This window comes from Kitasatospora sp. NPDC058243 (assembly GCF_042882025.1).
Classification (GTDB): Bacteria; Actinomycetota; Actinomycetes; order Streptomycetales; family Streptomycetaceae; genus Kitasatospora.
Window position 1 is genome coordinate 25,184 of record NZ_JBHVWW010000045.1, and the last position, 25,550, is coordinate 50,733.

Below are 25,550 nucleotides of genomic sequence, written 5' to 3' on the forward strand. Positions count from 1 at the left end.
TCGGCGTATGGCTCGCTCGACCCGCATGGTGACCGCCTCCCTTCGTTCGTCGTCGTCGTTCGTCGTCGTTCGTCCGTGTGTGCCGGGGATATCTATCCACGGAACGCCGCTGGCCCGCAACGGATTTAACAACGCGACGGCCCGGCGGAGCGGGTGCTCCACCGGGCCGCACGGGAACCGCGGGGTCAGCTGACGACGGTGACCTCGCCGATGCCGAGGGCCCGCACGTCGTCGGCGATGACGGAGGCGTCGCCGACCAGCACGGTGACCAGGCGGTCCGGCGGGAAGGCGGCGACGACGGCCTCGGTGGCGGCGGCGGTGGGCAGTTCGGCGAGCTGCCGGTAGACCTCGGCCTGGTAGTCGTCCGCGAGGTACTGCTCGACCTGGTCGGCCAGGGTGCCGGCGACCGAGCCCGCGGTCTCGTACTTCAGCGGGGCGACGCCGACCAGGAACTGCACGGCCTCGTCGCGCTCGGCGTCGGTGAGGCCCTCGGCGGCGAGGGTGCGCAGGATGGTCCAGGTGTCGGCGAGCGCCGGGGCGGTGGAGGCGGTGTCCACCGAGCCGCTGATGGCGAGCAGCGAGCGGCCGCTGCCGTCGGCGGCGGAGCGCAGCGGCTGGGCGAAGGAGCGGACGCCGTAGGTGTAGCCCTTCTCCTCGCGCAGGACGCGGTCGAGGCGGGAGGTGAGGGTGCCGCCGAGGCAGTAGGTGCCGAGGATCTGGGCGGCCCAGAGGGGGTCGTGGCGGTCGGGGCCGATGCGGCCGATGAGGAGTTGGGTCTGGACGGAGCCGGGGCGGTCGACGATGACGACGCGGCCGCGGTCGTCGGCGGTGACGGGGGCGTGGGCGGAGGGTTCGGCGGTGTTGCCGGTCCAGGTGCCGAGGGTGCTCTCCAGGAGGGCGGGCAGGTCGGTGCCGGTGAGGTCGCCGACCACGACGACGGTGGCGGTGGCGGGGCGCACGTGGGCGTCGTAGAAGGCCTTGACGGCGGCCCGGTCGATGGCCTTGACCGTGTCGGCGGTGCCGCTGCGGGGCCGGGAGAGGCGGTCGGCGCCGTCGAAGAGCTCGGCGTAGAGGGCCTTGGCGGCGCGCCGCGCGGGGTTGGCCTGCTCGTGGACGATCTCGTCGAGGCGGTTGGCGACGAGGCGCTCGATCTCGTCCTCGGGGAGGGCGGGGGCGCGCAGGGCGTCGGCGAGCAGGGAGAGGCCGCGCTGCAGGCGGGAGGCGGGGACCTCCAGGGAGACGCGGATGCAGGGGTGGTCGGCGTGGGCGTCGAGGGTGGCGCCGGCGCGTTCGAGTTCGGCGGCGTACTCCTCGGCGGTGAGGGTGTCGGTGCCCTCGCTGAGGGCGCGGGCGAGGATGGCGGCGATGCCGTCGAGGCCGTCGGGTTCGGCGGCGAGCGGGGCGTCGAGGAGGACCTCGACGGCGACGAGCTGCTGGCCGGGCCGGTGGCAGTGCAGGACGGTGATGCCGTTGCCGAGGGCGGCGCGCTCGGGGGCGGGGAAGGCCCAGGGGCCGGGGGTGCCGGGCTCGGGCTGGGGGTGGAACGTCATGGCGGGGACGTAGTCGGTGCTCATGCGGCGGCACCCTCCTCATCGGTGGCGGCGGGGGCGTCGGTGTCGTCGGCCGTGGTGGGCTCGTAGACGAGGACGGCCCGGTTGTCGGGGTGGAGCCGGGCCTTGGCGACGGCCTGGACCTCCTCGGCGGTGATGTCGAGGACCTTGGGGAGGGCGTCGTTCAGGAGCTTGGGGTCACCGAACAGGACGGCGTAGCGGCAGAGTTCGTCGGCGCGGCCGGCGACGGTGGTGAGCCGGTCGAGCCATTCGCGCTCGATCTGGGCCTGGGCCCGTTCGAGTTCCTCGGGGGTGGGGCCTTCGGCGGCGAAGCGGGCGAGTTCCTCGTCGACGGCGGCGTCGATCTGCTCGATGGTGGCGTCGCCGGAGGTCTTGACGTCGAGCCAGCCGAGGCTGGGGGCGCCGGCGAGGCGGAGCAGGCCGAAGCCGGCGGCGACGGCGGTGCGGTCGCGGCGGACGAGCCGGTTGTAGAGGCGGCTGGACTCGCCGCTGCCGAGGATGGTGAGGGCGAGGTCGGCGGCGTCGGCGTCGCGGGTGCCGTCGTGCGGGAGGCGGTAGGCGGCCATCAGGGCGCGGGAGGGGACGTCCTCGCGGACGTGCTCGCGCAGTTCGCTGCCGATGGTGTCGGGGAGTTCGCCGGAGCGCGGCGGCTGCTTGCCGTCGTGGGAGGGGATGCTGCCGAAGTACTTCTCGACCCAGGCGATGGTCTGCTCGGGGTCGATGTCGCCGACGACGGTGAGGACGGCGTTGTTGGGCGCGTAGTAGGTGCGGAAGAACGCGCGGGCGTCGTCGAGGGTGGCGGCGTCGAGGTCGGCCATGGAGCCGATCGGGGTGTGGTGGTACGGGTGGCCGTCGGGGAACGAGAGCGCGGTGAGCTTCTCGAAGGCGGTGCCGTAGGGGACGTTGTCGTAGCGCTGGCGGCGCTCGTTCTTGACGACGTCGCGCTGGTTCTCCATGGACGTCTCGTCGAGGGCGGCGAGCAGCGAGCCCATGCGGTCGGCCTCCAGCCAGAGGGCGAGCTCCAGCTGGTGGGCGGGCATGGTCTCGAAGTAGTTGGTGCGCTCGAAGCTGGTGGTGCCGTTGAGCGAGCCGCCGGCGCCCTGGACGAGCTCGAAGTGCCCGTTGTTGGAGACGTTGGCGGAGCCCTGGAACATGAGGTGCTCGAAGAGGTGGGCGAGGCCGGTGCGGCCCTTGACCTCGTGCCGGGAGCCCACGTCGTACCAGAGGCAGACCGCGGCGACCGGGGTGAGGTGGTCCTCGGAGAGGACGACGCGCAGGCCGTTGGCCAGGCGGTGCTCGGTGATGGCGATGGCAGCGCCATGTCCTCCGGTGGAGGCGGATGCGGGGGCCGGGTTGGCCATGCGCTCGGGTCCTTCCCGTCGTCGATGTCGGGGTTCGTGTGGCATCCCCCATTGTGGTGCAACGCGCGGGGGGCGTGTTCGTGTCCCGCGCAGACGGGGCGTTCGCCAGGGGCGGAAGAGGGGCGCTGGCCGGGAGTGTCGGCGCGAGGGTCCACAATGGGGGCGCCGAGCCCTGTTGACGGGGGTCGGTGGATGGACGTCAGAGACTGACCGAGACACAGCAAGCGAGACGTAAGGGAGCCCCGCCGCGATGGCCCGCCGCAGTTCGCAGACCCCGCCGCCCGGAGACTTCGAGGAGCGGATCCTCGATGTCGACGTCGTGGACGAGATGCAGGGCTCCTTCCTGGAGTACGCCTACTCGGTGATCTACTCGCGTGCGCTTCCGGACGCGCGGGACGGTCTGAAGCCGGTGCACCGCCGGATCCTGTACCAGGCCAACGAGATGGGCCTGCGGCCGGACCGCGCGCACGTGAAGTGCGCCCGTGTGGTGGGCGAGGTGATGGGCCGGCTGCACCCGCACGGCGACGCGTCGATCTACGACTCGGTCGTCCGGATGGCGCAGCCGTTCTCGATGCGGCTGCCGCTGATCGACGGGCACGGGAACTTCGGTTCGCTGGGCAACGACGACCCGCCGGCGGCGATGCGCTACACGGAGTCGCGGCTGACGGCGGCGTCGATGGCGATGGTGGAGTCGATCCACGAGGACACCGTCGACTTCGGTCCGAACTACGACGGCAGCGAGCAGGAGCCGTTGGCGCTGCCGGCGGCGTTCCCGAACCTGCTGGTGAACGGCGCGACGGGCATCGCGGTCGGCATGGCGACCAACATGCCGCCGCACAACCTGTCCGAGGTGGTGGCGGCGGCCCGGCACCTGATCAAGCACCCGACCGCGGACCTGGACACGCTGATGCGGTTCGTGCCCGGTCCGGACCTGCCGACGGGCGGGCGGATCGTGGGCCTGTCGGGGATCCGGGACGCGTACGAGTCGGGCCGCGGCACGTTCAAGATCCGGGCGACCACGACGGTGGAGGCGGTGACGGCGCGCCGCAAGGGCATCGTGGTGACCGAGCTGCCGTACAACGTCGGCCCGGAGAAGGTCATTTCGAAGATCAAGGACCTGGTCAACGCGAAGAAGCTGCAGGGCATCGCGGACGTCAAGGACCTGACCGACCGCGAGCACGGGCTGCGGCTGGTGATCGAGGTGAAGAACGGCTTCGTGCCGGAGGCGCTGCTGGAGCAGCTGTACAAGCTGACGCCGATGGAGGAGACCTTCGGCATCAACAACGTGGCGCTGGTGGACGGCCAGCCGCTGACGCTGGGGCTGAAGGAGCTGCTGGAGGTCTACGTCGACCACCGGTTCACCGTGGTGCGGCGGCGCAGCGACTTCCGCCGGCGCAAGCGGGAGGAGCGGCTGCACCTGGTCGACGGTCTGCTGGTCGCGCTGCTCGACATCGACGAGGTCATCGCGATCATCCGGTCGAGTGACAACGCGGGGCAGGCGAAGGAGCGCCTGATGGAGCGCTTCTCGCTGTCGGACACGCAGACGGCGTACATCCTGGACACTCCGCTGCGGCGGCTGACCCGGTTCGACCGGGTGGAGCTGGAGCAGGAGAAGGCGAAGCTGAACGCGGAGATCGCGGAGCTGACCGAGATCCTGGACTCCGACTCCCGGCTGCGCAGCGTGGTGTCGTCCGAACTCGGCGCGGTGGCGAAGCAGTTCGGGACGGAGCGGCGGACGGTGCTGCTGGAGGCGGGGGCGGCGCCGTCGGCGGCGCTGTCGGTGCCGCTGGAGGTGGCGGACGACCCGTGCCGGGTGCTGCTGTCGTCGACGGGCCTGCTGGCGCGGACGGCGGACGGGGAGCCGTTCGAGCTGTCGGAGAAGCGGTCGAAGCACGATGTGATCGTGTCGGCGGTGCCGGCGACGGCGCGGGCGGACGTGGGTGTGGTGACGTCGGCGGGCCGGGTGCTGCGGCTGCCGGTGATCGATCTGCCGGCGCTGCCGCCGACGCCGTCGCCGACGCTGGCCGGCGGGGCGGCGGTGGGCGAGTTCCTGCGGCTGGAGGCCGGGGAGCGGGCGCTGGCGCTGACCACGTTGGACGAGTCCTCGCCGGGGCTGGCGCTGGGCACGGTGCAGGGCGTGGTGAAGCGGGTGGTGCCGGAGTGGCCGGCGAACAAGGACGAGTTCGAGGTGATCGCCCTCAAGGAGGGTGACGAGCTGGTGGGCGCGGTCGAACTGCGCACCGGCGAGGAGGACTTGGTCTTCATCGCTTCGGACGCGCAGCTGCTGCGCTATCCGGCGGGGCAGGTGCGCCCGCAGGGCCGTCCGGCGGGCGGCATGGCGGGGATCAAGCTGTCCGACGGGGCGCGGGTGCTGTCGTTCACGGCGGTGGATCCGGCGTCGGACGCGGTGGTGGTCTCGGTGGCGGGGGCGTCGGGGACGCTGGCCGGCGAGGAGCAGACGTCGTGGAAGGTGACGCCGTTCGAGCAGTACCCGCGCAAGGGCCGGGCGACGGGCGGCGTGCGCTGCCAGCGGTTCCTGCGCGGCGAGGACGGTCTGACGTTCGCCTGGGCGGGCGTGGCCCCGGCCCGGGCGGCGTCCGACAAGGGCGCGCCGGTGGACCTGCCGGAGCGCGACCCGCGCCGTGACGGTTCGGGCACGCCGGTGACGGCGCCGATCGCGGTGGTGGCCGGGCCGGCGTAGGGCGCAGGCGTGGTGGAGGAGGGGTGCCGGAGCCGTCCGGCGCCCCTCCTCCGTCGTTCGGGGGCGCGGCGGGTGCCGAGGGTAGCCTTGCCCGGGTGAGCACCTGTGCGACGTTGTCGCGTGAACTGTCGGAGCCGCTGACCGCCACCGCCGCGGTGGCGACCACCTGGCTGCTGGTGGAGCAGAACGGGCCGTGGGGCGCGAAGGCACTCGGGGAGAGTCACCTGGACCCGGCGACGGGGCGGGCGCTGGACGCGGCCGCGGCGGGCACCGGGGTGCGGGTGGCGCTGATCCGGCGGCCGGGGCGGCACGCGGACTGTCTGCCGACGGCGCGGCACGAGGTGGTCGTGGCGCACACGGTGCCGGGTCGCAGCTGGGTGCGCCGGGCGGAGGTGGTCGATCCGGCGGAGCTTCTGGAGCTGGACTTCGCGGCGCTGGGCGTCGGCGACCACGGCGGTTTCGGGGTGGAGCACGTCGGCGGCCCGTTGGCGCTGGTGTGCACCAACGGGCGGCGGGACCGCTGTTGCGCGCTGCTGGGCCGCCCGTTGGCGGCGGAGCTGGCGGCGGCCGGGCACAGCGAGGTGTGGGAGGTGACGCACCTGGGCGGGCACCGCTTCTCCCCCACGATGCTGGTGCTGCCGTACGGCTACGCGTACGGGCGGCTGACGGCGGAGGCGGCCAAGGAGGTGCTGGCGGCGACGGCGGCCGGGCACATGGTGCCGGCCTGGTCGCGGGGCTGTTCGGGCTGGGAGCGTCCGGGTCAGGCGGCCGAGCACGCGGTGCGGCTGGCGACCGGGGAGACCGGGGTGGACGCGCTGACGCTGTCCCAGCGGCCGGACGGCGCGGGCCGTTGGCTGGTCTCGGTGCTGCACCAGGACGGCCGGGCCTGGGAGGTGGACGTGATCGAGGCGGTGAGCGAGCCGGCGCGTCCGGAGAGCTGCGGCAAGGCGGCGGGGACGCCGTCGCGGATGGACGTGCTCTCGGTGCGGGGCCGGTAGCGGGACGGCAGCGCGCCGGCAGGGTCTTCAGCAGGTCGGGAGCGCGCGGGCGGCCCCGCGCCCGTGGGGGTGAGCGCGGGACCGGAGCGCGCGGGCGGCCCCGCGCCTGCTGTCCACGGAGGTGCGCGGGGCCGTCACGTCGGGTGTCGGCTCAGCCGGTGACGGCCTTGCCGACGAACTCGGTGGTGTAGGTGCGGGAGAGGTCGATGGTGCCCTCCTTGCCCTTGACGTCCGGGTGGAAGGCGGCGAGGACGGCGAGGACGGTCTTGGGGCCGTCGGCCGGCATCACCCCGTCGGTGGTGAACATCGGCAGGGTCGCCTTGATCGCGGCCGCGTACTGCTCGGCGCCGCCCTGCGCGTAGTCGGCGGGCATCTTCGCGGCGATCTCCTCGGGGCTGTGCGTGGACATCCACTTGAGGGTCTTGACGAAGGCGTTGGCGAGCTTCTGGGTGGTGTCCTTGTTCTTCTCCACCCAGTCGGTGTTCATGTAGAGCGAGGACGACGGGTAGAGGCCGCCGAGGGCGTCGCGGGAGCCCTCGGGGGTGCGCATGTCGTAGAGGATCTTGCCGAGGCCCTTGTCGAGGACGTTGGCGACGGTCGGGTCGGTGGTCATCCCGCCGTCGATGCTGCCCTGTTGGAGCGCGGCGATGAAGGTCTGGCCCGCGCCGACCGCGATCGGGCTGAACTCGCTGACGGCGGTGCCGTTCTTGACGGCGAGGTACTTGGTGAGGAAGTCGGTGGAGGAACCGATGCTGGTGACGCCGAGCTTCTTGCCCTTGAAGTCGGCGCCGGACTTGATGGCGTCGGCCTGCTTGGTGGAGACGAGTTCGACCTCGCCGGGGGCCTGGGAGAACTGCACCACGGACTCGACGATCTTGCCCTTGGCCTGGAGGTCGATGGTGTGGTCGTAGAAGCCGACGGCGCCCTGGACGTCGCCGGCGAGCAGCGCGGTGGTGGCGTTGACGCCGGCGGGCTCGCTCATCAGCTCGACGTTGACGCCGGCGTCGGCGAAGAAGCCGAGCCGCTGGGTGAGCATCGCGGGCAGGTAGATGACCTTGTCCAGGCCACCGACCATGATCTTGACCTTGGGTCCGTCGACCTGCCGGCCGGCCGGGGCGGCGGCGCCGTGGGTGGTCGTGGCGGCGTCGTTGGCGCAGGCGGAGAGCGGGAGGAGCAGGACGGCGGCGAGGGCGGCCGCGGCGGATCTGCCGATCGGGTTCGGGCGCATGGGTGGGGGGTGCCTCTCTCTGCGAGGGGGGATCAGCGGCACAAGGGGGTTCAGCGGCGCGGGGGGTTCGCGACGCAGGACGGTTCAGCGACGCAGAGGGTTCAGCGACGCAGGGGGTTCAGCGGCCGTCGCCCGCGTCGGCGGGCTTCCAGCGGAACAGCTTCTTCTCGGCGAAGGTCAGCAGCCCCTCGGTGAGCAGCGCCACGACGGCGAGGATGGTCATGGCGGCGTACACGCCGGCCGCGTTGAAGGTGCCCTGGGCGGCGGCGACGAGCAGCCCGAGGCCCTTGGTGGCGCCGATGTACTCGCCGACGATGGCCCCGATCAGGGCGAAGCCGAAGCTGACGTGCAGGCTGGTGAAGATCCAGGTGGTGGCGGCGGGGATGACCACCTGGAGGGTGACCTTTCGGCCGTCGGCGCCGAGGATGCGGGCGTTGGAGACGAGGTTGCGGTCCACCTCGCGGGCGCCCTGGAAGGCGTTGAAGAACACCGGGAAGAACACCAGGACGACGGCGGAGGCGACCTTGGAGGCCGGGCCGAGGCCGAACCAGATCAGGAAGATCGGGGCGAGCACGATCCGCGGGATCGCGTTGAGCACCTTGATGTAGGGCCCGAACACGTCGGCCAGGAAGCGGACCCGGCCGAGCGCGATGCCGAGCAGCACACCGCAGATGACGCCGATCACCCAGCCGGTGAGGGCCTCGTAGAGGGTGTAGCCGATCTGTTCGCCGAGCGAGCCCTGCGCGGTGCCGTGGGTGATCCACTGCCAGATCTGGTCCCAGATCTTCGACGGCTGCGAGAAGTTGAACGGGTCGATGACGTCGGTGCGGGCGCAGACCTCCCACAGTCCGAGGAAGGCGACCAGGACCGCGACCCGGGCCCCGTAGACGGTCAGCCTCCGGTTGCGGGCGGCCCGTTCGCGGGCCTCGGTGCGGCTGGCGGGGGCGGCCGCCGGGGGCTTGTCGGCGACGGCCGATGCGGTCTCAAGCGGCACGACCCGCTCCTCTCTCCCGGGTGATGCGCACCTCTTCGCCGAGCGAGGCCCAGATCTCGCGGTACAGCTCGACGAACCTCGGTTCCAGCCGGACGGCCTCCACGGTGCGCGGTCGTGGCAGGTCGACGGTGAAGATCTCCTTGACGGTGGCCGGTCCGGCCGTCATGACGACGACCCGGTCGGCGAGCGCGATGGCCTCGTCCAGGTCGTGGGTGACGAAGACGACCGACGCGGCGTTCCCGGAGGACCTGGTCCCGGCCCACAGCTCCAGCAGCTGGTCGGACATCAGGGCGCGGGTCTGCACGTCCAGCGCCGAGAACGGCTCGTCCATCAGCAGGATGTCCGGGTCGTTGACGAAGGTCTGGGCGAGCGCGACACGCTTGCGCATGCCGCCGGACAGCTGGTGCGGGTAGCGGTCCTCGAAGGCGGCGAGGCCGACGCGGCCCAGCCAGTCCCGGGCCCGTTCCCTGGCCTCGGCGGTGGGCACGCCGCGGAAGCGCGGCCCGGCCATCACGTTGGACAGGACGGTGCGCCAGGGGAAGACGGCGTCCTGCTGGAAGACGAAACCGACCTTGGGGTGGATCCCGCGGACCGGCTCGCCGTCCACCCGGACCTCGCCCTCGGTGGGCTCCTCCAGGCCGCTGACCAGGGTCAGCGTGGTGGACTTGCCGCAGCCGGTGGGCCCGACGACGGCGACGAACTCGCCTTGGGCGACGGTCAGATCGAGATCACGGACGGCGGTGTGCAGGGCCCCGGACGGGGTGCGGAACCGTTTCGTCGCGCCAGTCAGCTCGATCGCCGGGGTTGTGCTCATTCAATCCTCCCGGGTCTGTGCTTGCCCCGGAAAGGTAGGAGCGGGCGGGGCCCGGGCGGGAGCCTTCTCGGCGTACTGCGGTTTCTCCGCATTGAGGGGTGTTCTGCTCCTTTTGCTTCCGCTACAACTGCGGGGACGCGGCTGACAGAAACACGCCGGAAACGTAGGGTGTCCCGACCCTGACGTACCCGCCCCCCACAGCCGCCGAGAGGAGGCCCGGATGAAGCTGCCCCGCTGGCCCCGCCGGGTCTTCGCGCAACTGCTGCTGAGCCAGACCGTCGTCACCGTCGGTGTCACCACCGTGACCGCCGGCCTGTTCCTGGCCCCGGTCAGCAGCGAGCTGGACCACGACGCGATGCAGCGGGCGCTGTCGATCGCCCAGGCCACCGCCACCGACGAGGCGATCGCCCGGGCCGCCGACGCCCGGGACTCGGCGACCGCGCAGCGCAACGCCGAGCAGATCCGGCTGGCCACCGGCGCGAGCTTCGTGGTGGTCACCGACCTGGACGGGATCCGGCTCTCGCACACCGACCCGGAGCGGATCGGCCACCGGGTCAGCACCGACCCGGAGCCGGCGCTCAGCGGGCTCAGCGTCACCGCGATGCAGCAGGGCACGCTGGGCCGCACCGCACGCGGCAAGGTGCCGCTGCGGGTCGCGGACGGCCGGATCGTCGGCGAGGTGTCGGTCGGCATCAGCGACGACTCGATCCGCCGCCGGCTGCTGAAGATGCTCACCGGGATCCTGCTGTGCGCGGGCGCGGGCCTGGCCGCGGGGACGGTCGCCACGCTGGCGCTGGCCCGGCGGCTGAAGCGCCGCACCCACAACATCGCGCTGGCCGACATCTCGGCGCTGCTGGTGGAGCGGGAGGCGATGCTGCACGGCATCCGCGAGGGCATGGTGGCGCTGGACGAGCGCGGCCGGATCCGGCTGGCCAACGACGAGGCGGCGCGGCTGCTCGGCCTGCCGGAGGACTGCACCGGGCGGCCGATCGACGCGGTGCTGCCGCCGGGCCGGCTGTCGGACGTGCTGACCGGGCGGATCACCGGCGCCGACCTGCCGGCGGTCCGGGACGACCGGGTGCTGGTGGTCAACCGGATGAGCACGGCCGAGGGCGGCGCGGTCGTGACACTCCGCGACCGGACCGAACTGGAGTCGCTGGTCCGGGAGTTGGACACCACCCGCAGCCTGACCGAGGCGCTGCGCGCCCAGGACCACGAGCACGCCAACCGGATGCACACCCTGCTGGGCCTGCTGGAGCTGGGCCGCCACGAGCAGGCGGTGGCGTTCATCTCGGAGCAGTCCGGTTCGCACGCGGTGGTCGCGGCGCGGATCGCCGAGCAGGTGCAGGATCCGCACGTCGCGGCGCTGCTGGCGGGCAAGACGGCGGTGGCGGGCGAGCGCGGGGTGCGGCTGCTGCTGGCCCCGGCGGCGCACCTGCCGGACGCGGTGGTGGACGCGCGGGCGCTGGTGACGGTGCTCGGCAATCTGATCGACAACGCGGTGGACGCGCTCGCGGCAGGTGGGGGCGGCCGGCTGGAGGTGACGCTGGCGGCGGCCGGCTCCACGCTGCTGCTGCAGGTCACGGACAGCGGCCCGGGCGTGCCGGAGGAACTGCGCGAGCAGGTCTTCGAGGAGGGGTGGACCAGCAAGGACGCGCCCGCGCACCGTCCGCGCGGGCTGGGGCTGGCGATGGTGCGGCGGCTGGTCGAACGGACCGGCGGCCGGATCGTGCTCGACGCGGGGCCGCTCGGCGGCGCCCGGTTCACGGTCGAGCTGCCCGAGGCCCTGCTCACCCCTCAGCTCGTGGAGGCCTGATGATCGACGTACTCGTGGTGGACGACGACTTCCGGGTCGCGGACGTGCACGCCGCGTACGTGGCCAAGGTGCCGGGCTTCCGGGTGACCGGCACCGCGCACTCGGCCGGGGAGGCGCTGGCCGCGCTGGAGCGCCGCCCGGTGGACCTGCTGCTGCTCGACCACCACCTGCCGGACGAGACCGGCCTGGCGCTGGTGCGCCGGCTGCGGGAGCGGCAGGTGGCCTGCGACGTGATGATGGTGACGGCCGCCCGGGACGTGTCGACGGTGCACGCCGCGATGCAGCACGGCGCGCTGCAGTACCTGGTCAAGCCGTTCACCTTCGCCGGCCTGCGGGACAAGCTGGTCGCGTACGCGCAGCTGCGGCACGCGCTGGCCGGCCCGGCGGCCCGGGAGGCCGGCCAGGACGAGGTGGACCGGCTGTTCGCCACCCTGCGCAGCGCCGCCGCCCCGGCCGGCCCGCTGCCGAAGGGGCACTCGGCGCCCACCACCGACCTGGTGCTGGGGGTGCTGCGCCAGGCGGGCCGCCCGCTGTCCGCGCAGGAGGTCGCGGACGCCACCGGGCTGAGCCGCTCGACGGCGCAGCGCTACCTCAAGCAGTTGGAGCGGGACAGCCGGCTGCGGCTGACCCTGCGCTACGGCGACACCGGCCGCCCCGAGCACCGCTACGGCCTGGCGGTCCGGGCCTGACACCACGCCCGGACGTGGGGGAACCCCGGCGGCCCCAGGCCCGCCGGGGTTCCCCGGGGCGCGGCGCTCAGGCCGCGCCCGCACCGGTGAGGGCGCGCACCTCCAGCTCGGCGAAGCGGTCCGCGTCGGCGGGCTCGGGCGAGGTGATGGTCCCGATCCAGCCGGCCAGGAAGCCGAGCGGGATGGAGATGATGCCGGGGTTCTCCAGCGGGAACCAGTGGAAGTCGACGCCGGGGAAGAGCGCCACCTTGGTGCCGGAGACCACCGGGGAGAAGACGACCAGCACGATCGCCGGGACCAGCCCGCCGTACACCGACCAGACCGCGCCTCGGGTGGTGAACCGCGACCAGAACAGGCTGTACAGCAGGACGGGCAGGTTGCTGGAGGCGGCCACCGCGAAGGCCAGGCCGACCAGGAAGGCGACGTTCAGCTGCTGGGCGTAGAGGCTGATCGCGATCGCGGCCGCGCCGATCCCGACGGCCGCGAACCGTGCCACCCAGACCTCCTGGCGCTCGCTGGCCTCGCCCGTCGGCTCGGCCTCCGCCGGGTCCCCCGCCTCCCCCGGCCGGGAGGCCGGGACGGCGGCGCGCCGCCGGAAGGGGCGCCGGCGCGGCCGGCCACGCCAGGCGCCGGCCCAGATGTCGTGGGCGAAGGCCGCCGAGGAGGCCAGGGTGAGCCCGGCGACCACGGCGAGGATGGTGGCGAAGGCGATCGCCGAGATCAGCGCGAACAGCACCACCCCGCCGGTGCTGCCGTTGCCGCCGCCGAGCACCAGGGCGAGCAGCGGGACGGCGGTGTTCCCGGCCGAGTTGGCGTGCCGTACCTCCGCCGAGCCGACCAGCGCGGTCGCGCCCAGGCCGAGCGCGATGGCCATCAGGTAGAAGCCGCCGACCAGGCCGATCGCCCACATCGTGGAGCGGCGGGCGGCCCGCGCGGTGGGCACGGTGTAGAAGCGGGACAGGATGTGCGGCAGTCCGGCGGTGCCGAGCACCAGGGCGAGGCCCAGGCTGAAGAAGTCGAGCCGGCTGGTGAAGGTGGCGCCGTACTTGAGGCCGGGTTCGAGGTAGCGCCGCCCGGCGCCGCTGTGCTGGGCGGCCTGGCGCATCAGCTCGCCGACGTCGCCGTGGAAGCGGACCATCAGCAGCACGGTGAGCAGCACCGAGCCGGCGATCAGCAGGAAGGCCTTGACGATCTGGATCCAGGTGGTGGCCCGCATCCCGCCGATCGTGACGTAGACGATCATCAGTCCGCCGACGGCGACGATGGTCCAGGTCCGGGCCTGGGCGCTGTTGGTGCCGAGCAGCAGGGCGACCAGCGAGCCCGCGCCGACCATCTGGGCGACCAGGTAGAGCAGGGTGACGACGACGCTGGCGCCCCCGGCCGCGGCCCGGACCTTGCGGCGGCGCAGCCGCAGCGCGAGCACGTCGGCGAGGGTGTACCGGCCGGCGTTGCGGACCAGTTCGGCGACCAGCATCAGCACCACCAGCCAGGCGACCAGGAAGCCGATGCTGTAGAGCACGCCGTCGTAGCCGTACAGCGCGATCAGCCCGGCGACGCCGAGGAAGGAGGCGGCGGAGAGGTAGTCGCCGGAGAGCGCGAAGCCGTTCTGCAGCGGGGTGAAGTCCCGGCCGCCGGCGTAGAAGTCCTCGGTGGCGCTGCCCCGGCGGCCGACCCAGAGGGTGATCGCCAGGGTGACCAGGACGACGACGGCGAACAGCGCGATCGCGAGGTCGTGGTGGTCGCCGGTGGGGGCGACGGGGGGCGGGGTGGCGGTCGTCATCGCGGTCGTCACCGCGGTCGTGATCGTGGCCGTCATCGCAGCTGGTCCTGGGTGTCCCAGCGCAGGCCCAGGGCGGCGCGGTCGCGCTTGGTCCGGGCGTTGCGGGCGTAGAGCCAGGTGAGCAGGAAGGTGGAGGCGAACTGCAGCAGGCCGAGCAGCCAGGCCACGTTGAGCGGGCCGGCCACCTGGCTGCGCATCAGGCCGGGGGCGGCGGCCTGCGCGGCGACGTACATCAGGAACCAGCCGAGGAAGGCGCCGCTGACCGGGAAGACGAACGACCGGTAGCTGCGGCGGATGTCCTGGAAGGCGTCGCTGCGCTGGACGGCCCGGTACACCTCGGTGCTGTCGGTGGCGGGCGCCAGGGCCCGGGGGGCGGCCGCCGGTTCGGCGGCGGGTCGGGCGGCGGGGGCGGCGACCGGGACGGGCGCCCGCTCGGCCGGTACCGGCTGGACCGCGCGGGTGGGGGTCGACTGGGCCGGCACCGCCGGTTGGCCGGGCACGGCCGACCGGTCGGAGGCGGTGGCGGCGGCCGGAGCGGCCCACCAGTCAAATCGCTGCCCCTGTCCGGGACTGCTCGTCTGCTGCTGTGGCACAACTGCTCCTGGACCGGCGGGCACTCTGACCCCAACCATGATGGCGGCCGCCGGACAGCCCCTCTGACCATTGCCGATACCTTCACTCGATGAGGTGATCGATCATCCGACAGACACTCATCCGACTACTGCTGCGTACCGGTGATCCCGTGTCGAAAGGCGTACGAGACCGCCTGCGCCCGGTCCCGCACCGCGGTCTTGGCGAACAGGTTGTTGATGTGCGTCTTCACGGTGGCCTGGCTGACGAACAGCCGCTGGGCGATCTCGGCGTTGGAGAGCCCCTCGGCGATCAGCGCCAGCACCTCCGCCTCCCGGGCGGTCAGCCCGTCCGGGAGCTCCCCCGGCCGCCCGACCGGCTTCCCGGCCCCCGGCGCGGATCCGGCCGGAGGCCCTGAAAGCCTTTCCAGCAAACGGAGTTGGACCTGCGGCGAGAGCCCGGCCGCCCCCGCGCGGACGTCCGCGATCGCCCGGGCGATCTCCTCACCGCCGGCGTCCTTGGTGAGGTAGCCGCGCGCCCCGGCCTGCAGAGCGGGGAACAGCGAGTCGTCGTCGGCGTAGGTGGTGAGCACCACGACCTCGGTCTGCGGGTGCGCGGCCCGGATCCGCCGGGTCGCCTCGACGCCGTCGACGCGCGGCATCCGCAGATCCATCAGCACCACGTCCGGGTGACACCACTCCACCAGGGCGACGGCCTCCTCCCCGTCCGCCGCCGCGCCGACCACCTCGATGCCGGGCAGCAGCCCCAGCAGCATCACGATGCCCTCGCGCACCACCGTCTGGTCGTCCACCACCAGCACCCTGGTGACCTCTGCCTCGCTCATGCGCCCGCCCCGCTTCGCTCGGCAGTCGCTTCGCGAAATCCGCACCTGCTGATGATGAGCTCGCCGCGCTCGCTCATGCCGGCACCTGCAGCAGCACGCGCCACCCTCCGTCCTCGGGGCCCGCCAGCAGGGTGCCGCCGAGCAGTTCCGCGCGTTCGCGCATCCCCAGCAGACCGTACCCGCTGCCGCTGGCCGACAGCTCCCCGGACGGTTCGCCGCGCGGAGGGCGGGAGTTGCGCACCTCCAGCTCCACCGCCTCCGCCAGGTAGCGCAGTTCGACGGTGCACCGGGCGCCGGGCGCGTGCTTGCGGACGTTGGTCACCGCCTCCTGCGCGGTGCGCCGCACCGCGAGGGCGGCCTCGGCGGCGAGCGGCCGGGGCGTGCCGGTGACGGTGAGCGCGGCCCGCTCCCGCCCGGTCAGCTCCACCAGGAACTCGCCGACCGGGGTGAGTTCGCCGCGCAGCGCGGACAACGCCTGCCGGGTCTCGACCAGCCCGTCCTGGGCCATCCGCCGGGCGGCGACGACCCGTTCGCGGATCTGCTCGCGGTCGGTGCCGGCGTCCAGCATCAACCGGGCCGCCTCCAGGTGGACGAGCTGCGCGGAGAGGCTGTGCGCGAGCACGTCGTGGATCTCCCGGGCGATCCTGGCCCGTTCGGCGAGCGCCGCGCTCTCCGCCTCGGCGGCCCGGGCGGCGCGCTCCTGGGTGAGCAGTTGGCGGGCGGTGCCACGGGCCTCGACGTCCAGCCGCAGCAGGTAGCCGAGCAGGCCGAGCCCGCCGATGGTGGCGAAGATGCTCACCCAACTCACCCAGCTGGCGGCGGTGTACGAGCCCAGCGCGGCCGCCGCGGTGAGCAGGCCGGGCGCGGCCGGCAGCCGGACCACCCCGATCACGGCCAGCCCGCACCAGACGAAGTCGGCCAGCAGGTAGGCCTGCCCCCAGTTGGCCAGCCAGGCGCTGCCGAGCAGGGCGGCGGCCAGGCCGAGCGAGAGCGCCAGGCGCTGTTCCCGGGTGGCGTAGAGGTAGCCGGCGGCCAGGGCGGCGACCCCGAGCAGTCCGGCCGCCGCGATCGCCACCGCCCAGCCCGCGTACTTGCCGCCGGAGAACGTCCCCCAGCAGACGACGACCAGCAGGACGGTGCGGCCGAGCAGGGAGAGGGCCCGCCGCGGCCATCTCCCGGCCTCGCGCTCCAGCCCCTCGCGGGACGGCCAGCGGGTCCAGTACCACTCGGCCACGGGTGCCTCCTCGACGTTCTCGGACAGCGGGCCCGGCAGGCCCCGGGCAAGGCGGTCAGCGCGGTACGGCGGCCTGTTGCGGCAGGTCCAGGGCCCGTGCCCGCCAGTTCACCACGAACGAGCGGGTCAGCAGCAGGACCGCCAGCCCCAGCAGCAGCGCGCTGCCCGCCTGGTGGACGTGCAGTGCCGCGCCGACGCCGTACAGGGCGAGCCGGATGGCGAGCATGCCGACCCAGGCGGCCACCGTGGCCTTGGTGCCCTTGGCCCAGACCGAACCGTCCCCGGCCCGCCACAGCCGCACGGTCCAGCCCCAGACGGAGCCCATCGCGACCACCGCCACCAGGCCGCACCCGACCAGGGTGGCGGACAGCGCGGTGTGCTGATGGTCGATGAGCTGCGGGTCGCGCAGCGCGAGCGCGCCGAGGATCAGCGGCAGCAGCCAGAAGCGGCGCTCGGTGTCCAGGCGCTGGGCGCGCATCTGGCGCTGGACCACGAGGACCATCACCGCGATGATCACGACGATGTTGACGAGGGCGGTCATCGGACTTCTCCGTCCCGACAGGAGGCTTGTACTGACCTCTCCGACGTTACGGATCCGGCGCCCCCGGTTGATCGGCGCCGGGGTGGACCACAGGTGGAACCGGCAGCACGAGGGCCCTCCACCCGTGGGTGGAGGGCCCTCGTGCCGGAGGGATCCGAAGGCCTCAGGCGTCGATGCGGGAGCGGTCCAGGGTGGCCGCCGAGTCCACGATGAACTCCTTGCGCGGGGCGACGTCGTTGCCCATCAGCAGGTCGAAGATCCGCTCGGCCTGCTCCAGGTCGCCCAGGTTGATCCGGCGCAGCGTGCGGTGGCGCGGGTCCATGGTGGTCTCGGCCAGCTGGTCGGCGTCCATCTCGCCCAGGCCCTTGTACCGCTGCACCGGCTCCTTCCAGCGCTGCCCCTTGCGCTGGAACTCCAGCAGGGTGGAGCGCAGTTCGGCGTCGGAGTAGGTGTAGTGGTACTTCTCCTGGCCGCGCTTGGGGCTGGTGAGCTCGATCCGGTGCAGCGGCGGCACGGCGGCGAAGACCCGGCCCTGCTCGACCATCGGCCGCATGTAGCGGTGGAACAGCGTCAGCAGCAGGGTGCGGATGTGCGAGCCGTCGACGTCGGCGTCGGCCATGAAGATGACCCGGCCGTAGCGGGCCTGGTCGATGTCGAAGGTGCGGCCCGAACCGGCCCCTATCACCTGGATGATCGCGGCGCACTCGGTGTTCTTGAGCATGTCGCTCACCGAGGCCTTCTGCACGTTGAGGATCTTGCCGCGGATCGGCAGCAGCGCCTGGAACTCGGAGTTGCGGGCGAGCTTGGCGGTGCCGAGCGCGGAGTCGCCCTCGACGATGAACAGTTCGCTGCGGTCGACGTCGTCGCTGCGGCAGTCGGCCAGCTTGGCCGGCAGCGAGCTGGTCTCCAGCGCGGTCTTGCGGCGCTGGGCCTCCTTGTGCTGGCGGGCCGCGACCCGGGTGCGGGCGGCCGCGACGACCTTGTCCAGCACGGCCCGGGCCTGGAGCTTCTGGTCCTTCTTGGCCGAGGTGAGGAAGGCCTTGAGCTCCTTGGCGACGACGGCGGCGACGATCCGGTTGGCCGCCGAGGTGCCGAGCACCTCCTTGGTCTGGCCCTCGAACTGCGGCTCGGCGAGCCGGACGGTGACCACCGCGGTGAGGCCCTCGGTGGCGTCGTCCTTGGTGATGTCGTCCTCGGCGACGCGCAGCAGCTTGGCCGCGCGCAGCGCCTCGTTGACGGTCTTGGCCAGCGAGCGCTCGAAGCCGGTCATGTGGGTGCCGCCCTTGGGGGTGGCGATGATGTTGACGAAGGAGCGCAGGGTGGTGTCGTAACCGGCGCCCCAGCGCAGCGCGATGTCCACGCCGAGTTGCCGGGTGACCTCGGTGGGGGTCATGTGGCCGAGCTCGTCCAGGACGGGCACCGTCTCCTTGAAGGTGCCCTCGCCGTGCAGCCGCAGCACGTCGCAGACCGGCTTGTCGGGCGCCAGGAACTCGCAGAACTCGGCGATGCCGCCGTCGAAGCGGAAGACCGACTCCTCGACCTGCTCGCTCTCGGTGAGCCGCTCGTCACGCACGACGATGGTCAGGCCGGGGACGAGGAAGGCCGTCTGCCGGGCGCGGCTGTACAGGTGCTCCAGGGAGAGCCGGGCGTCCTTGAGGAAGATCTGCCGGTCGGCCCAGTAGCGGATCCTGGTGCCGGTGCGGGCCTTGGGCACCTTGCGGGCCCTGGTCAGGCCGTTGGCGGGCTCGAAGGGCGCGTCCGGGCTGGCCTCGGTGAAGATGCCGGGGGTGCCGCGGCGGAAGCTGATCGCGTGGGTGTGTCCGCTGCGGTCGACCTCGACGTCCAGCCGGGCGGAGAGCGCGTTGACCACCGAGGCGCCGACGCCGTGCAGACCGCCGGAGGCCGCGTAGGAGCCGCCGCCGAACTTGCCGCCGGCGTGCAGCTTGGTCATCACGACCTCGACGCCGGACAGCCCGGTCTTGGGCTCGACGTCGACCGGGATGCCGCGCCCGTTGTCGCGGACCTCGACCGAGGAGTCCGGGTGCAGCAGGACCTCGATGCGGTCGCAGTGACCGCCCAGCGCCTCGTCGACGGAGTTGTCGATGATCTCCCAGAGGCAGTGCATCAGGCCGCGACTGTCCGTCGAGCCGATGTACATGCCGGGGCGCTTGCGGACCGCCTCCAGGCCCTCCAGGACGAGCAGGTGCCGAGCGGTGTAGTTGGAACCGTCGTCGCCGGCCAGCAGTGCGGACGGCACGGTCGTTTCGGCACTCACGCGGCACTCTCCTCGGTGAAGTTCTGTCTTATCGGTCACATCCGGACGTATCCGGACCATCCGCCAGTGCAGCACGCCGCACCGACAGTCGTCGCCCGGTGTGCTCGCACCCCTCCGCTGGGTGCACAGCACGGCGGGCCGCTCCCGCGCAGCTTGTACGCGCTGCGCGAACAAGGACCGCTCCGGTATCCGGACCCCGGGGCGCCATCTCCTCCCGGTACCACCGGTCCTGGCGGATCGTGGGGCCTGGCACAGGCTCCGGAACTGCCGTTATGCAGGCTACCGGGGCCCGGGGCGGGGCTTATGCTCCAACCCGGCAGAGGATTATGCTACGCGGACCTCGCACCCGGTCCCGATCGGGCGTTCGAGGGACGGGCGGATCCTGGGATTCGGTACGCATGAACCACCGGCCCCCGGGGCACGTCCTCATCAACACAGCAGAATCCTCAGAGAAGAAAAGCCACGAGCGGGAACGTTTTCGGCCTGGTTGGATGTTGACCCTGGTACGACAGCTCGTCGAGCTAGAGAAGAGGCGACGTGACTACTGTTCTGACACCTGCGAGCCCGCTCACCGCGGCTGACCGCTGCGACCGCTGCGGCGCCCAGGCCTACCTGCGCGTCGTACTCGCCAGCGGCGGAGAGCTGCTCTTCTGCGCCCACCACGGCCGGAAGTTCGAGCCCGAGCTCAAGAAGATCGCCGTGGAGATACAGGACGAGAGCGGCCGTCTCAGCGGCACCACCAACGCCACGGCCGCCGAAGAAGAGCGCTGATCCAAGGCGCCACACCAGCAGCCGGCGTCGAGCTGTGTGTCCGGTCGCGCACCACGCGCGACCGGTGAGCCGGGCGACAGGTCCCCTCGGGGCCGGTCGCCCGGCTCTGCTGTTCCCGGAGACCCACACGCTCCGCAGCGATGTGGCTTCAGAACGTGACCAGTTGGCCACCGGCAACGGCCCGGGCGGCCCTCACAGCACCGAGCGCACCGCGTCCGCGACGGACGCCACCCTGGTGTAGACGCCCGGGTGGGCCGCCTCGGCGCAACCCGTCCCCCAGGAGACCAGGCCGACCAGTCGGCCGCCGACGACCAGCGGGCCTCCGCTGTCGCCCTGGCAGGCGTCCTTGCCGCCCTTCTCCTCGCCCGCGCACACCATGCCCCGGGCGTCGAACTTGCCGTCCTGCCCGCCCGGGTAGGCCTGCGCACAGGTCTGGTCCGCGATGACCGGCACCTCCACCCCGCGCAGCGTGGGCGAGTAGTCGCCGTGCCCGGTGGTGTCGCCCCAGCCGAAGACCCGCGCGGCGGTCCCGGCCGCGTACGGCTCGGTCTCGCCCTGGCCGACCAGGTCGATCACCGGCCGGGAGTCCTGGGGGTCGGCGAGGGTGAGCACGGCGACATCGTTCAGGTTGGCGGTGAAGGAGTAGTCGGGGTGGATCCAGACCGACCGCACGGGCACCTCGCGGCCGGCCGAGCTGCGCATGTCGTCCCGGCCGATGACGGCCTTGAGCCCCGGCCGGTCCACCTTGGCACCCCGGGACTCGTCGTAGAAGCAGTGCGCGGCCGTCACCACCTTGGTCGGCGTGACCAGCGCTCCCCCGCAGAACTGGCCGGAGCGGCCGCTGCCGAACTGCTGGCGGCTGGACAGCGCCACCACCCACGGGTGGTCGGCGGTGGTCTCGGCGGTGCCGCCGACCACCCGGCGCTGCGCCCCGGCCGGACCGGCCGCACCGAGCGCGAGCAGCGGGACGGGCACGGCGGCCAGCAGCGCCAGCACGGCGGCCCGTCGGCGGCGGCCCGCACGGGCGGCCGCCGGGCTCGCCGGGGGCGGGGCGGGGGTCGGCAGGGCAGCGCGGTCCGGGTTGGGCAGCACCGTGACTCCAGTCGGCTCGGCAGCAGGCAACCGCCACAGCGTAGGTGATCGACTACGCGGTGCGACCGCTTCCCGCCGCACCGCCACCCGGACGAGGGACAACGGCCACCCGGACGCTGACCCGCCCGGGCCCGGACAGCGGCGAAGGCCCGGAGCCGTGGGGCTCCGGGCCTTCGTCACACGCTTGCGACCGTACCGGCCGGATCAGTCCAGGTAGTCGCGCAGCACCTGGGAACGCGACGGGTGGCGCAGCTTCGACATGGTCTTCGACTCGATCTGGCGGATGCGCTCACGGGTGACCCCGTACACCTTGCCGATCTCGTCGAGCGTCTTCGGCTGACCGTCCGTCAGGCCGAAGCGCATCGAGACCACGCCGGCCTCGCGCTCGGAGAGGGTGTCCAGCACCGAGTGCAGCTGCTCCTGGAGCAGGGTGAAGGAGACCGCGTCGGCCGGGACGACCGCCTCGGAGTCCTCGATCAGGTCACCGAACTCGCTGTCGCCGTCCTCGCCGAGCGGGGTGTGCAGCGAGATCGGCTCACGGCCGTACTTCTGGACCTCGATGACCTTCTCGGGGGTCATGTCGAGTTCCTTGGCCAGCTCCTCCGGGGTGGGCTCGCGGCCCAGGTCCTGGAGCATCTGGCGCTGGACGCGGGCCAGCTTGTTGATGACCTCGACCATGTGCACCGGGATGCGGATGGTGCGGGCCTGGTCGGCCATGGCGCGGGTGATCGCCTGGCGGATCCACCAGGTGGCGTAGGTGGAGAACTTGTAGCCCTTGGTGTAGTCGAACTTCTCGACCGCACGGATCAGACCGAGGTTGCCCTCCTGGATCAGGTCCAGGAAGAGCATGCCGCGGCCGGTGTAGCGCTTGGCCAGCGAGACCACCAGGCGGAGGTTGGCCTCCAGCAGGTGGTTCTTGGCGCGGCGGCCGTCCTCGGCGATGATCTCCAGCTCGCGCTTGAGCTTGGGGGCGAGCTTGTCGGCGGCCGAGAGCTTGTCCTCGGCGAACAGGCCGGCCTCGATGCGCTTGGCGAGCTCGACCTCCTGCTCGGCGTTGAGCAGCGGGACCTTGCCGATCTGCTTCAGGTAGTCCTTGACCGGGTCGGCGGTGGCACCGGCGACGGCGACCTGCTGGGCCGGCGCGTCGTCCTCGTCGTCGTCGGAGAGCACGAAGCCCTGCGACTCCTCCTCGGGCTCCGCCTCCTCGCCGGCCTTGTCGCCGGGCAGCGCGACGTCCTCGAGCAGCTCCTCCTCGCCACCGAGCTCCTCGTCGCCCTTGCCCGCCTTGGCGGCGGTCTTCTTGGCGGCGGTCTTCTTGGCCGGCGCGGCGGCCTTCTTGGCGGCGGCCTTCTTGGCCGGGGCCGCCTTCTTCGCCGCGACCGTCTTCAGCTCGGAGGCGACACCGGTCGTCTCCGAGGTGATCCCGGCGGACACCGTGGGGACGGACGCCGTGGCGGCCGCGACGGCCGGGGCCGCGACGGGCGCACCGGGCGCGATCCGCACGGGCGGCTTGGTCGGGGCCGTGGAGGCGGACGGGCTCCGGGTGGTGACAGCCTTGGTGGCGGTGCGCTTGGTGGGGCTCTTGGCAGCAACGCTCTTGCGCTTGGCGCCGGCCGGTTCGGCCGCGCTGACCATGAGATCCACCCCCTCCTCAATCAGCACCTGGTTGAGGCTGCGCATGACGTTCTTCCACTTGGTGACCGGGATCTGGTCCGCCTCGAACGCCTGGCGCACGTCGTCACCGGCGATCTGCCCCTGGGCCTTGCCCCGCTCGATGAGCGCCAGCAGAGCTGCGGACTCGGCGATCTCGGGGGGAAGTGAACGGGATGTGCTGGCCGACACGAACAACCTCTCGGACGATGAGTGGACTCGAACCCGTACCGGCCGCCCGAGCGGGCGGGGAAGGAAATCGCGCGTCGGACGCGCGGTGTCGATTCCGACCGACTCGGGCTTGAGGACTGGGTTTGCAGGACGGCAGCAGCGCCGCGGACCAACACAGCATTGTGACATGTTGAAGTATTCCGGAGCTGCCCCCGCTCAGGAGACATCGCTGCTACTCGTCAAGTGTTACGCATGGCCTTCGTGTCGCGGGTCACACCACTCGGCGCCCACGGCCACGGGGCCGGAATCCATCATCGCTCACCCGCGCCGAAACCTGTTGTCATGGACGGGGCATCAAGCGTCCGGGTCGGACCGCCGACGTGCAGAAGCCCTCCGGCTGCGCCGCGCGGGTGCGGCCGGAGGGCCCTGGAGGAACGGAGGACGGACGGGGCGCCCGCTCACCGGAACAGCCCGCTCAGTGCTCCCGAGGGGCAGGGACGGACGGCTCGATCTCGGGGTGGACGGTGAGCAGCGCCCGCATCGCGGCCTCCCCCGCGGTGCCGTCGCCGGTGCCCAGCGCGTCCACCAGCCGGGCGTGCAGGCTGACCGAGGACTCGGAGGCGCGCTCGCAGGAGATGGCCGGGCCGCCCGACACCTGCAGCGCGCCGGCGACGATCCCGGACAGGTGCTCCAGCATCCGGTTGCCGGCCATCTGGAGGATCAGGCCGTGCAGCTCGGCGTCGGCCCGGGCGTAGGTGGAGAGGTCGGCCTGGGCGGCGGCGTGGCCCATGATCTCGACCAGCTCGACCAGCCGCTGCTGGACGTCCTCCCGGCCGTGGCCGGCGGCGAGCCGGGCGGCCAGCGGCTCGATCGCCCAGCGGAGCTCGAACAGCTCCCGGCGCTGCTCGTCCCGCTGCGGGCCGAAGGCGCGCCACTCGATGATGTCCGGGTCCAGCAGGTTCCAGTCGGCGACCGGGCGGACCCGGGTGCCGACGTTCGGCCGGGCACTGACCAGGCCCTTGGCCTCCAGGACGCGCAGCGACTCGCGGACGACCGTGCGGGACACCTCGAACCGCTGGCCGATCTCCTCGGGCACGAGCGGACGGTCGGCACCGAGGTCGCCGGAGACGATCATCTGGCCGAGCTGCTGGACCAGCTGGCCGTGCAGACCGCGACCGCGGCTGCTGGTGGTCTTGCGGCCGACCCGGGCGAGATCGGACTCGGCGCCCTCCCAACGGGGCGCCGGCGGAGTCGGCCGGTCGGCGTACGAGAAGCGGTCCAGATCGCCGGGGCCGTGGATGGGTCCGTCGGCGGAACGGGCGGGGGTCATGGTGGGGTGCGCAAGGGTACTCACAGCTCCTTTGTCGGCGATCGGCAGGCGCAGCTTGAGAATTCTCGTGAAAAGCACACGAAAGGGTGATCGACCGCGACTGGATAATTGACTTCTTATCAGGAAGAACCGCGCATTACGGTCACTGCTGGTCGATCTTGATTCTTCGGCGCGACCACCCCCTCGACGCCCGGCGTCAGAGCGCGCGCCGCCGGACCTGCACCAGGAGCGCCGCGAGCAGCAGGACGGCCGCGGGCGCCGCCACCGCCACGAGCAGGGCCGGATCCGTCAGCGCCGCACTCCCGGCCGCCGCCTCGTGCCCCCCGCGGTAAACCCAGCCGTAGGCCCATTCGACGCCGGACTGGAACGGCAGCAGTTCGGCCGCACGGGTCGGCCACGGCCTGTCGGCCTCCCGCAGCAGCAGCGCCACACCGGACTCCAGCAACGGCGGCATCGCGCACAACAGCAGCACCCCGACCGAGGCACTGCGGGTCAGCGACGCCGTCAGCACCCCGGTCCAGCCCGCCACGACGGTCAGCAGGACGAAGGCCAGCAGAGCCGCCGGCACCCCGTGGCCGGCCGCCAGCCCCACCGGGGCGAACACGCCCGGCAGGTCGGCCAGGCCCGGCACGTCTGCCAGGCCGGACAGCCCGGTGGCGGCCAGCGCCTGCGACACCTGGTCCGACAAGGCCGAGGGCTCCGCCCAGGCGGCCACCGTCACCCCGCCCGGCAGTGCCAGCTGCACCGCCACGGCGTCGAGCAGCAGGGTCGCCAGCGCCAGCAGCCCCGCGACGGGACCGACCACCAGCAGCTTGGCCAGCAGCAGCTGCACCCGCCGCGGGTACGACACCCGGGAGGCCGGCAGCCCCGGGTGTCGCACCTCATGCCCGTACGAGAGCGCGCCCAGCACGCCGGCCCCGAACGCGGCGAACGGCAGCGGGATCAGCGGCACGGCGGCGGTCAGCAGCCGCACCCCGGCCGGGGCGGCCAGCGGGCCGGCCGGGGCCTGGCTCGCCAGGACGGCGGCCGTGACGGCGTCGCACAGCAGCACGGCGGCGAGCAACAGCCAGGTGGAACGCAGGCCGCGCAGGCGGCGCAGCTCGTAGGCCAGGACACGCAC

At 72.7% G+C, this 25,550-nt stretch carries 20 protein-coding genes; 5 read left to right on the forward strand and 15 right to left on the reverse strand.

Annotation, left to right across the window (positions count from 1 at the left end; translation table 11 throughout):
* Positions 1-185: 185 nt before the first annotated feature.
* Together ACFVX9_RS26045 and ACFVX9_RS26050 are read right to left on the reverse strand one after the other, a co-directional pair.
* Complete coding sequence (locus tag ACFVX9_RS26045; protein ID WP_063351412.1) at positions 186-1,550, reverse strand: pitrilysin family protein; 1,365 nt, start codon at positions 1,548-1,550, stop codon at positions 186-188.
* Positions 1,551-1,570: 20 nt separating this feature from the next.
* On the reverse strand, positions 1,571-2,932 hold the full coding sequence (locus ACFVX9_RS26050) for a M16 family metallopeptidase (RefSeq protein ID WP_387983673.1): 1,362 nt from the start codon (positions 2,930-2,932) through the stop codon (positions 1,571-1,573).
* A 250-nt stretch (positions 2,933-3,182) separates the two neighbouring features.
* Here ACFVX9_RS26050 and ACFVX9_RS26055 point away from each other — a divergent pair, with 250 nt between their 5' ends.
* Together ACFVX9_RS26055 and ACFVX9_RS26060 are read left to right on the forward strand one after the other, a co-directional pair.
* A complete protein-coding gene (locus ACFVX9_RS26055; RefSeq protein WP_380336341.1) occupies positions 3,183-5,633 on the forward strand; it encodes a DNA topoisomerase (ATP-hydrolyzing) subunit A in 2,451 nt (816 codons plus the stop codon).
* Positions 5,634-5,728: 95 nt separating this feature from the next.
* A complete protein-coding gene (locus ACFVX9_RS26060) occupies positions 5,729-6,631 on the forward strand; it encodes a sucrase ferredoxin (protein WP_380375599.1) in 903 nt (300 codons plus the stop codon).
* 151 nt (positions 6,632-6,782) lie between these two features.
* Here ACFVX9_RS26060 and ACFVX9_RS26065 read toward each other — a convergent pair whose 3' ends face one another.
* The 3 genes from ACFVX9_RS26065 to ACFVX9_RS26075 form a co-directional block, all read right to left on the reverse strand.
* Positions 6,783-7,859 carry an ABC transporter substrate-binding protein gene (locus ACFVX9_RS26065; protein WP_063349368.1) on the reverse strand — a complete coding sequence of 359 codons (1,077 nt, stop codon included), beginning with the start codon at positions 7,857-7,859 and terminating at the stop codon, positions 6,783-6,785.
* Between the two features lie 118 nt (positions 7,860-7,977).
* Positions 7,978-8,853, reverse strand: a complete 876-nt coding sequence (locus ACFVX9_RS26070) for an ABC transporter permease (protein ID WP_063349367.1) — start codon at positions 8,851-8,853, stop codon at positions 7,978-7,980.
* The gene (locus ACFVX9_RS26075; protein ID WP_063349366.1) at positions 8,843-9,667 is read right to left on the reverse strand and encodes an ABC transporter ATP-binding protein; all 825 of its coding nucleotides are present in this window, start codon (positions 9,665-9,667) and stop codon (positions 8,843-8,845) included. Before ACFVX9_RS26075 ends, ACFVX9_RS26070 begins: the two co-directional genes overlap by 11 nt.
* Positions 9,668-9,887: 220 nt before the next feature.
* Here ACFVX9_RS26075 and ACFVX9_RS26080 point away from each other — a divergent pair, with 220 nt between their 5' ends.
* Together ACFVX9_RS26080 and ACFVX9_RS26085 are read left to right on the forward strand one after the other, a co-directional pair.
* On the forward strand, positions 9,888-11,483 hold the full coding sequence (locus tag ACFVX9_RS26080) for an ATP-binding protein (protein ID WP_380480664.1): 1,596 nt from the start codon (positions 9,888-9,890) through the stop codon (positions 11,481-11,483).
* The gene (locus ACFVX9_RS26085; RefSeq protein WP_063349364.1) at positions 11,483-12,172 is read left to right on the forward strand and encodes a response regulator; all 690 of its coding nucleotides are present in this window, start codon (positions 11,483-11,485) and stop codon (positions 12,170-12,172) included. The genes ACFVX9_RS26080 and ACFVX9_RS26085 overlap by 1 nt, the downstream gene beginning before the upstream one ends.
* Before the next feature lie 67 nt (positions 12,173-12,239).
* On the opposite strand, the gene ACFVX9_RS26090 is transcribed toward ACFVX9_RS26085, so the two are convergent.
* From ACFVX9_RS26090 to ACFVX9_RS26115, 6 genes are all read right to left on the reverse strand, one after another.
* Positions 12,240-13,952: a cation acetate symporter gene (locus ACFVX9_RS26090; protein ID WP_387983701.1), complete on the reverse strand. Its 1,713-nt coding sequence runs from the start codon at positions 13,950-13,952 to the stop codon at positions 12,240-12,242.
* Between the two features lie 32 nt (positions 13,953-13,984).
* A complete protein-coding gene (locus ACFVX9_RS26095) occupies positions 13,985-14,545 on the reverse strand; it encodes a DUF485 domain-containing protein (RefSeq protein ID WP_387983676.1) in 561 nt (186 codons plus the stop codon).
* Between the two features lie 125 nt (positions 14,546-14,670).
* Positions 14,671-15,366 carry a response regulator gene (locus ACFVX9_RS26100; protein WP_387983678.1) on the reverse strand — a complete coding sequence of 232 codons (696 nt, stop codon included), beginning with the start codon at positions 15,364-15,366 and terminating at the stop codon, positions 14,671-14,673.
* 73 nt (positions 15,367-15,439) lie between these two features.
* Positions 15,440-16,600 (reverse strand): sensor histidine kinase, encoded by a 1,161-nt coding sequence (locus tag ACFVX9_RS26105; protein ID WP_387983679.1) that lies wholly within the window; start codon positions 16,598-16,600, stop codon positions 15,440-15,442.
* A 55-nt stretch (positions 16,601-16,655) separates the two neighbouring features.
* On the reverse strand, positions 16,656-17,141 hold the full coding sequence (locus ACFVX9_RS26110; protein ID WP_380375609.1) for a CcdC protein domain-containing protein: 486 nt from the start codon (positions 17,139-17,141) through the stop codon (positions 16,656-16,658).
* 163 nt (positions 17,142-17,304) lie between these two features.
* Positions 17,305-19,416, reverse strand: coding sequence for a type IIA DNA topoisomerase subunit B (locus ACFVX9_RS26115; protein WP_063349360.1), 2,112 nt, complete (start codon positions 19,414-19,416; stop codon positions 17,305-17,307).
* Between the two features lie 537 nt (positions 19,417-19,953).
* On the opposite strand from ACFVX9_RS26115, the gene ACFVX9_RS26120 reads away from it, so the two are divergent.
* The gene (locus ACFVX9_RS26120; protein WP_063349359.1) at positions 19,954-20,187 is read left to right on the forward strand and encodes a hypothetical protein; all 234 of its coding nucleotides are present in this window, start codon (positions 19,954-19,956) and stop codon (positions 20,185-20,187) included.
* A 192-nt stretch (positions 20,188-20,379) separates the two neighbouring features.
* On the opposite strand, the gene ACFVX9_RS26125 is transcribed toward ACFVX9_RS26120, so the two are convergent.
* From ACFVX9_RS26125 to ACFVX9_RS26140, 4 genes are all read right to left on the reverse strand, one after another.
* A complete protein-coding gene (locus ACFVX9_RS26125; RefSeq protein ID WP_380480693.1) occupies positions 20,380-21,183 on the reverse strand; it encodes a S1 family peptidase in 804 nt (267 codons plus the stop codon).
* A gap of 300 nt (positions 21,184-21,483) precedes the next feature.
* On the reverse strand, positions 21,484-23,127 hold the full coding sequence (locus ACFVX9_RS26130) for an RNA polymerase sigma factor (protein WP_380480656.1): 1,644 nt from the start codon (positions 23,125-23,127) through the stop codon (positions 21,484-21,486).
* Positions 23,128-23,575: 448 nt separating this feature from the next.
* Positions 23,576-24,508: a FadR/GntR family transcriptional regulator gene (locus tag ACFVX9_RS26135; RefSeq protein ID WP_063349357.1), complete on the reverse strand. Its 933-nt coding sequence runs from the start codon at positions 24,506-24,508 to the stop codon at positions 23,576-23,578.
* A 118-nt stretch (positions 24,509-24,626) separates the two neighbouring features.
* Positions 24,627-25,550 (reverse strand): hypothetical protein, encoded by a 924-nt coding sequence (locus tag ACFVX9_RS26140; RefSeq protein WP_387983680.1) that lies wholly within the window; start codon positions 25,548-25,550, stop codon positions 24,627-24,629.

What these genes read in the sequence shown, in the direction of transcription:
- ACFVX9_RS26045 (WP_063351412.1), bottom strand. Translation starts at nt 1,550, where the DNA reads ATGACGTTCCACCCCCAGCCCGAGCCCGGCACCCCCGGCCCCTGGGCC.
- ACFVX9_RS26050 (WP_387983673.1), bottom strand. Translation starts at nt 2,932, where the DNA reads ATGGCCAACCCGGCCCCCGCATCCGCCTCCACCGGAGGACATGGCGCT.
- ACFVX9_RS26055 (WP_380336341.1), top strand. Translation starts at nt 3,183, where the DNA reads ATGGCCCGCCGCAGTTCGCAGACCCCGCCGCCCGGAGACTTCGAGGAG.
- ACFVX9_RS26065 (WP_063349368.1), bottom strand. Translation starts at nt 7,859, where the DNA reads ATGCGCCCGAACCCGATCGGCAGATCCGCCGCGGCCGCCCTCGCCGCC.
- ACFVX9_RS26075 (WP_063349366.1), bottom strand. Translation starts at nt 9,667, where the DNA reads ATGAGCACAACCCCGGCGATCGAGCTGACTGGCGCGACGAAACGGTTC.
- ACFVX9_RS26080 (WP_380480664.1), top strand. Translation starts at nt 9,888, where the DNA reads ATGAAGCTGCCCCGCTGGCCCCGCCGGGTCTTCGCGCAACTGCTGCTG.
- ACFVX9_RS26085 (WP_063349364.1), top strand. Translation starts at nt 11,483, where the DNA reads ATGATCGACGTACTCGTGGTGGACGACGACTTCCGGGTCGCGGACGTG.
- ACFVX9_RS26090 (WP_387983701.1), bottom strand. Translation starts at nt 13,952, where the DNA reads ATGACGACCGCCACCCCGCCCCCCGTCGCCCCCACCGGCGACCACCAC.
- ACFVX9_RS26100 (WP_387983678.1), bottom strand. Translation starts at nt 15,366, where the DNA reads ATGAGCGAGGCAGAGGTCACCAGGGTGCTGGTGGTGGACGACCAGACG.
- ACFVX9_RS26110 (WP_380375609.1), bottom strand. Translation starts at nt 17,141, where the DNA reads ATGACCGCCCTCGTCAACATCGTCGTGATCATCGCGGTGATGGTCCTC.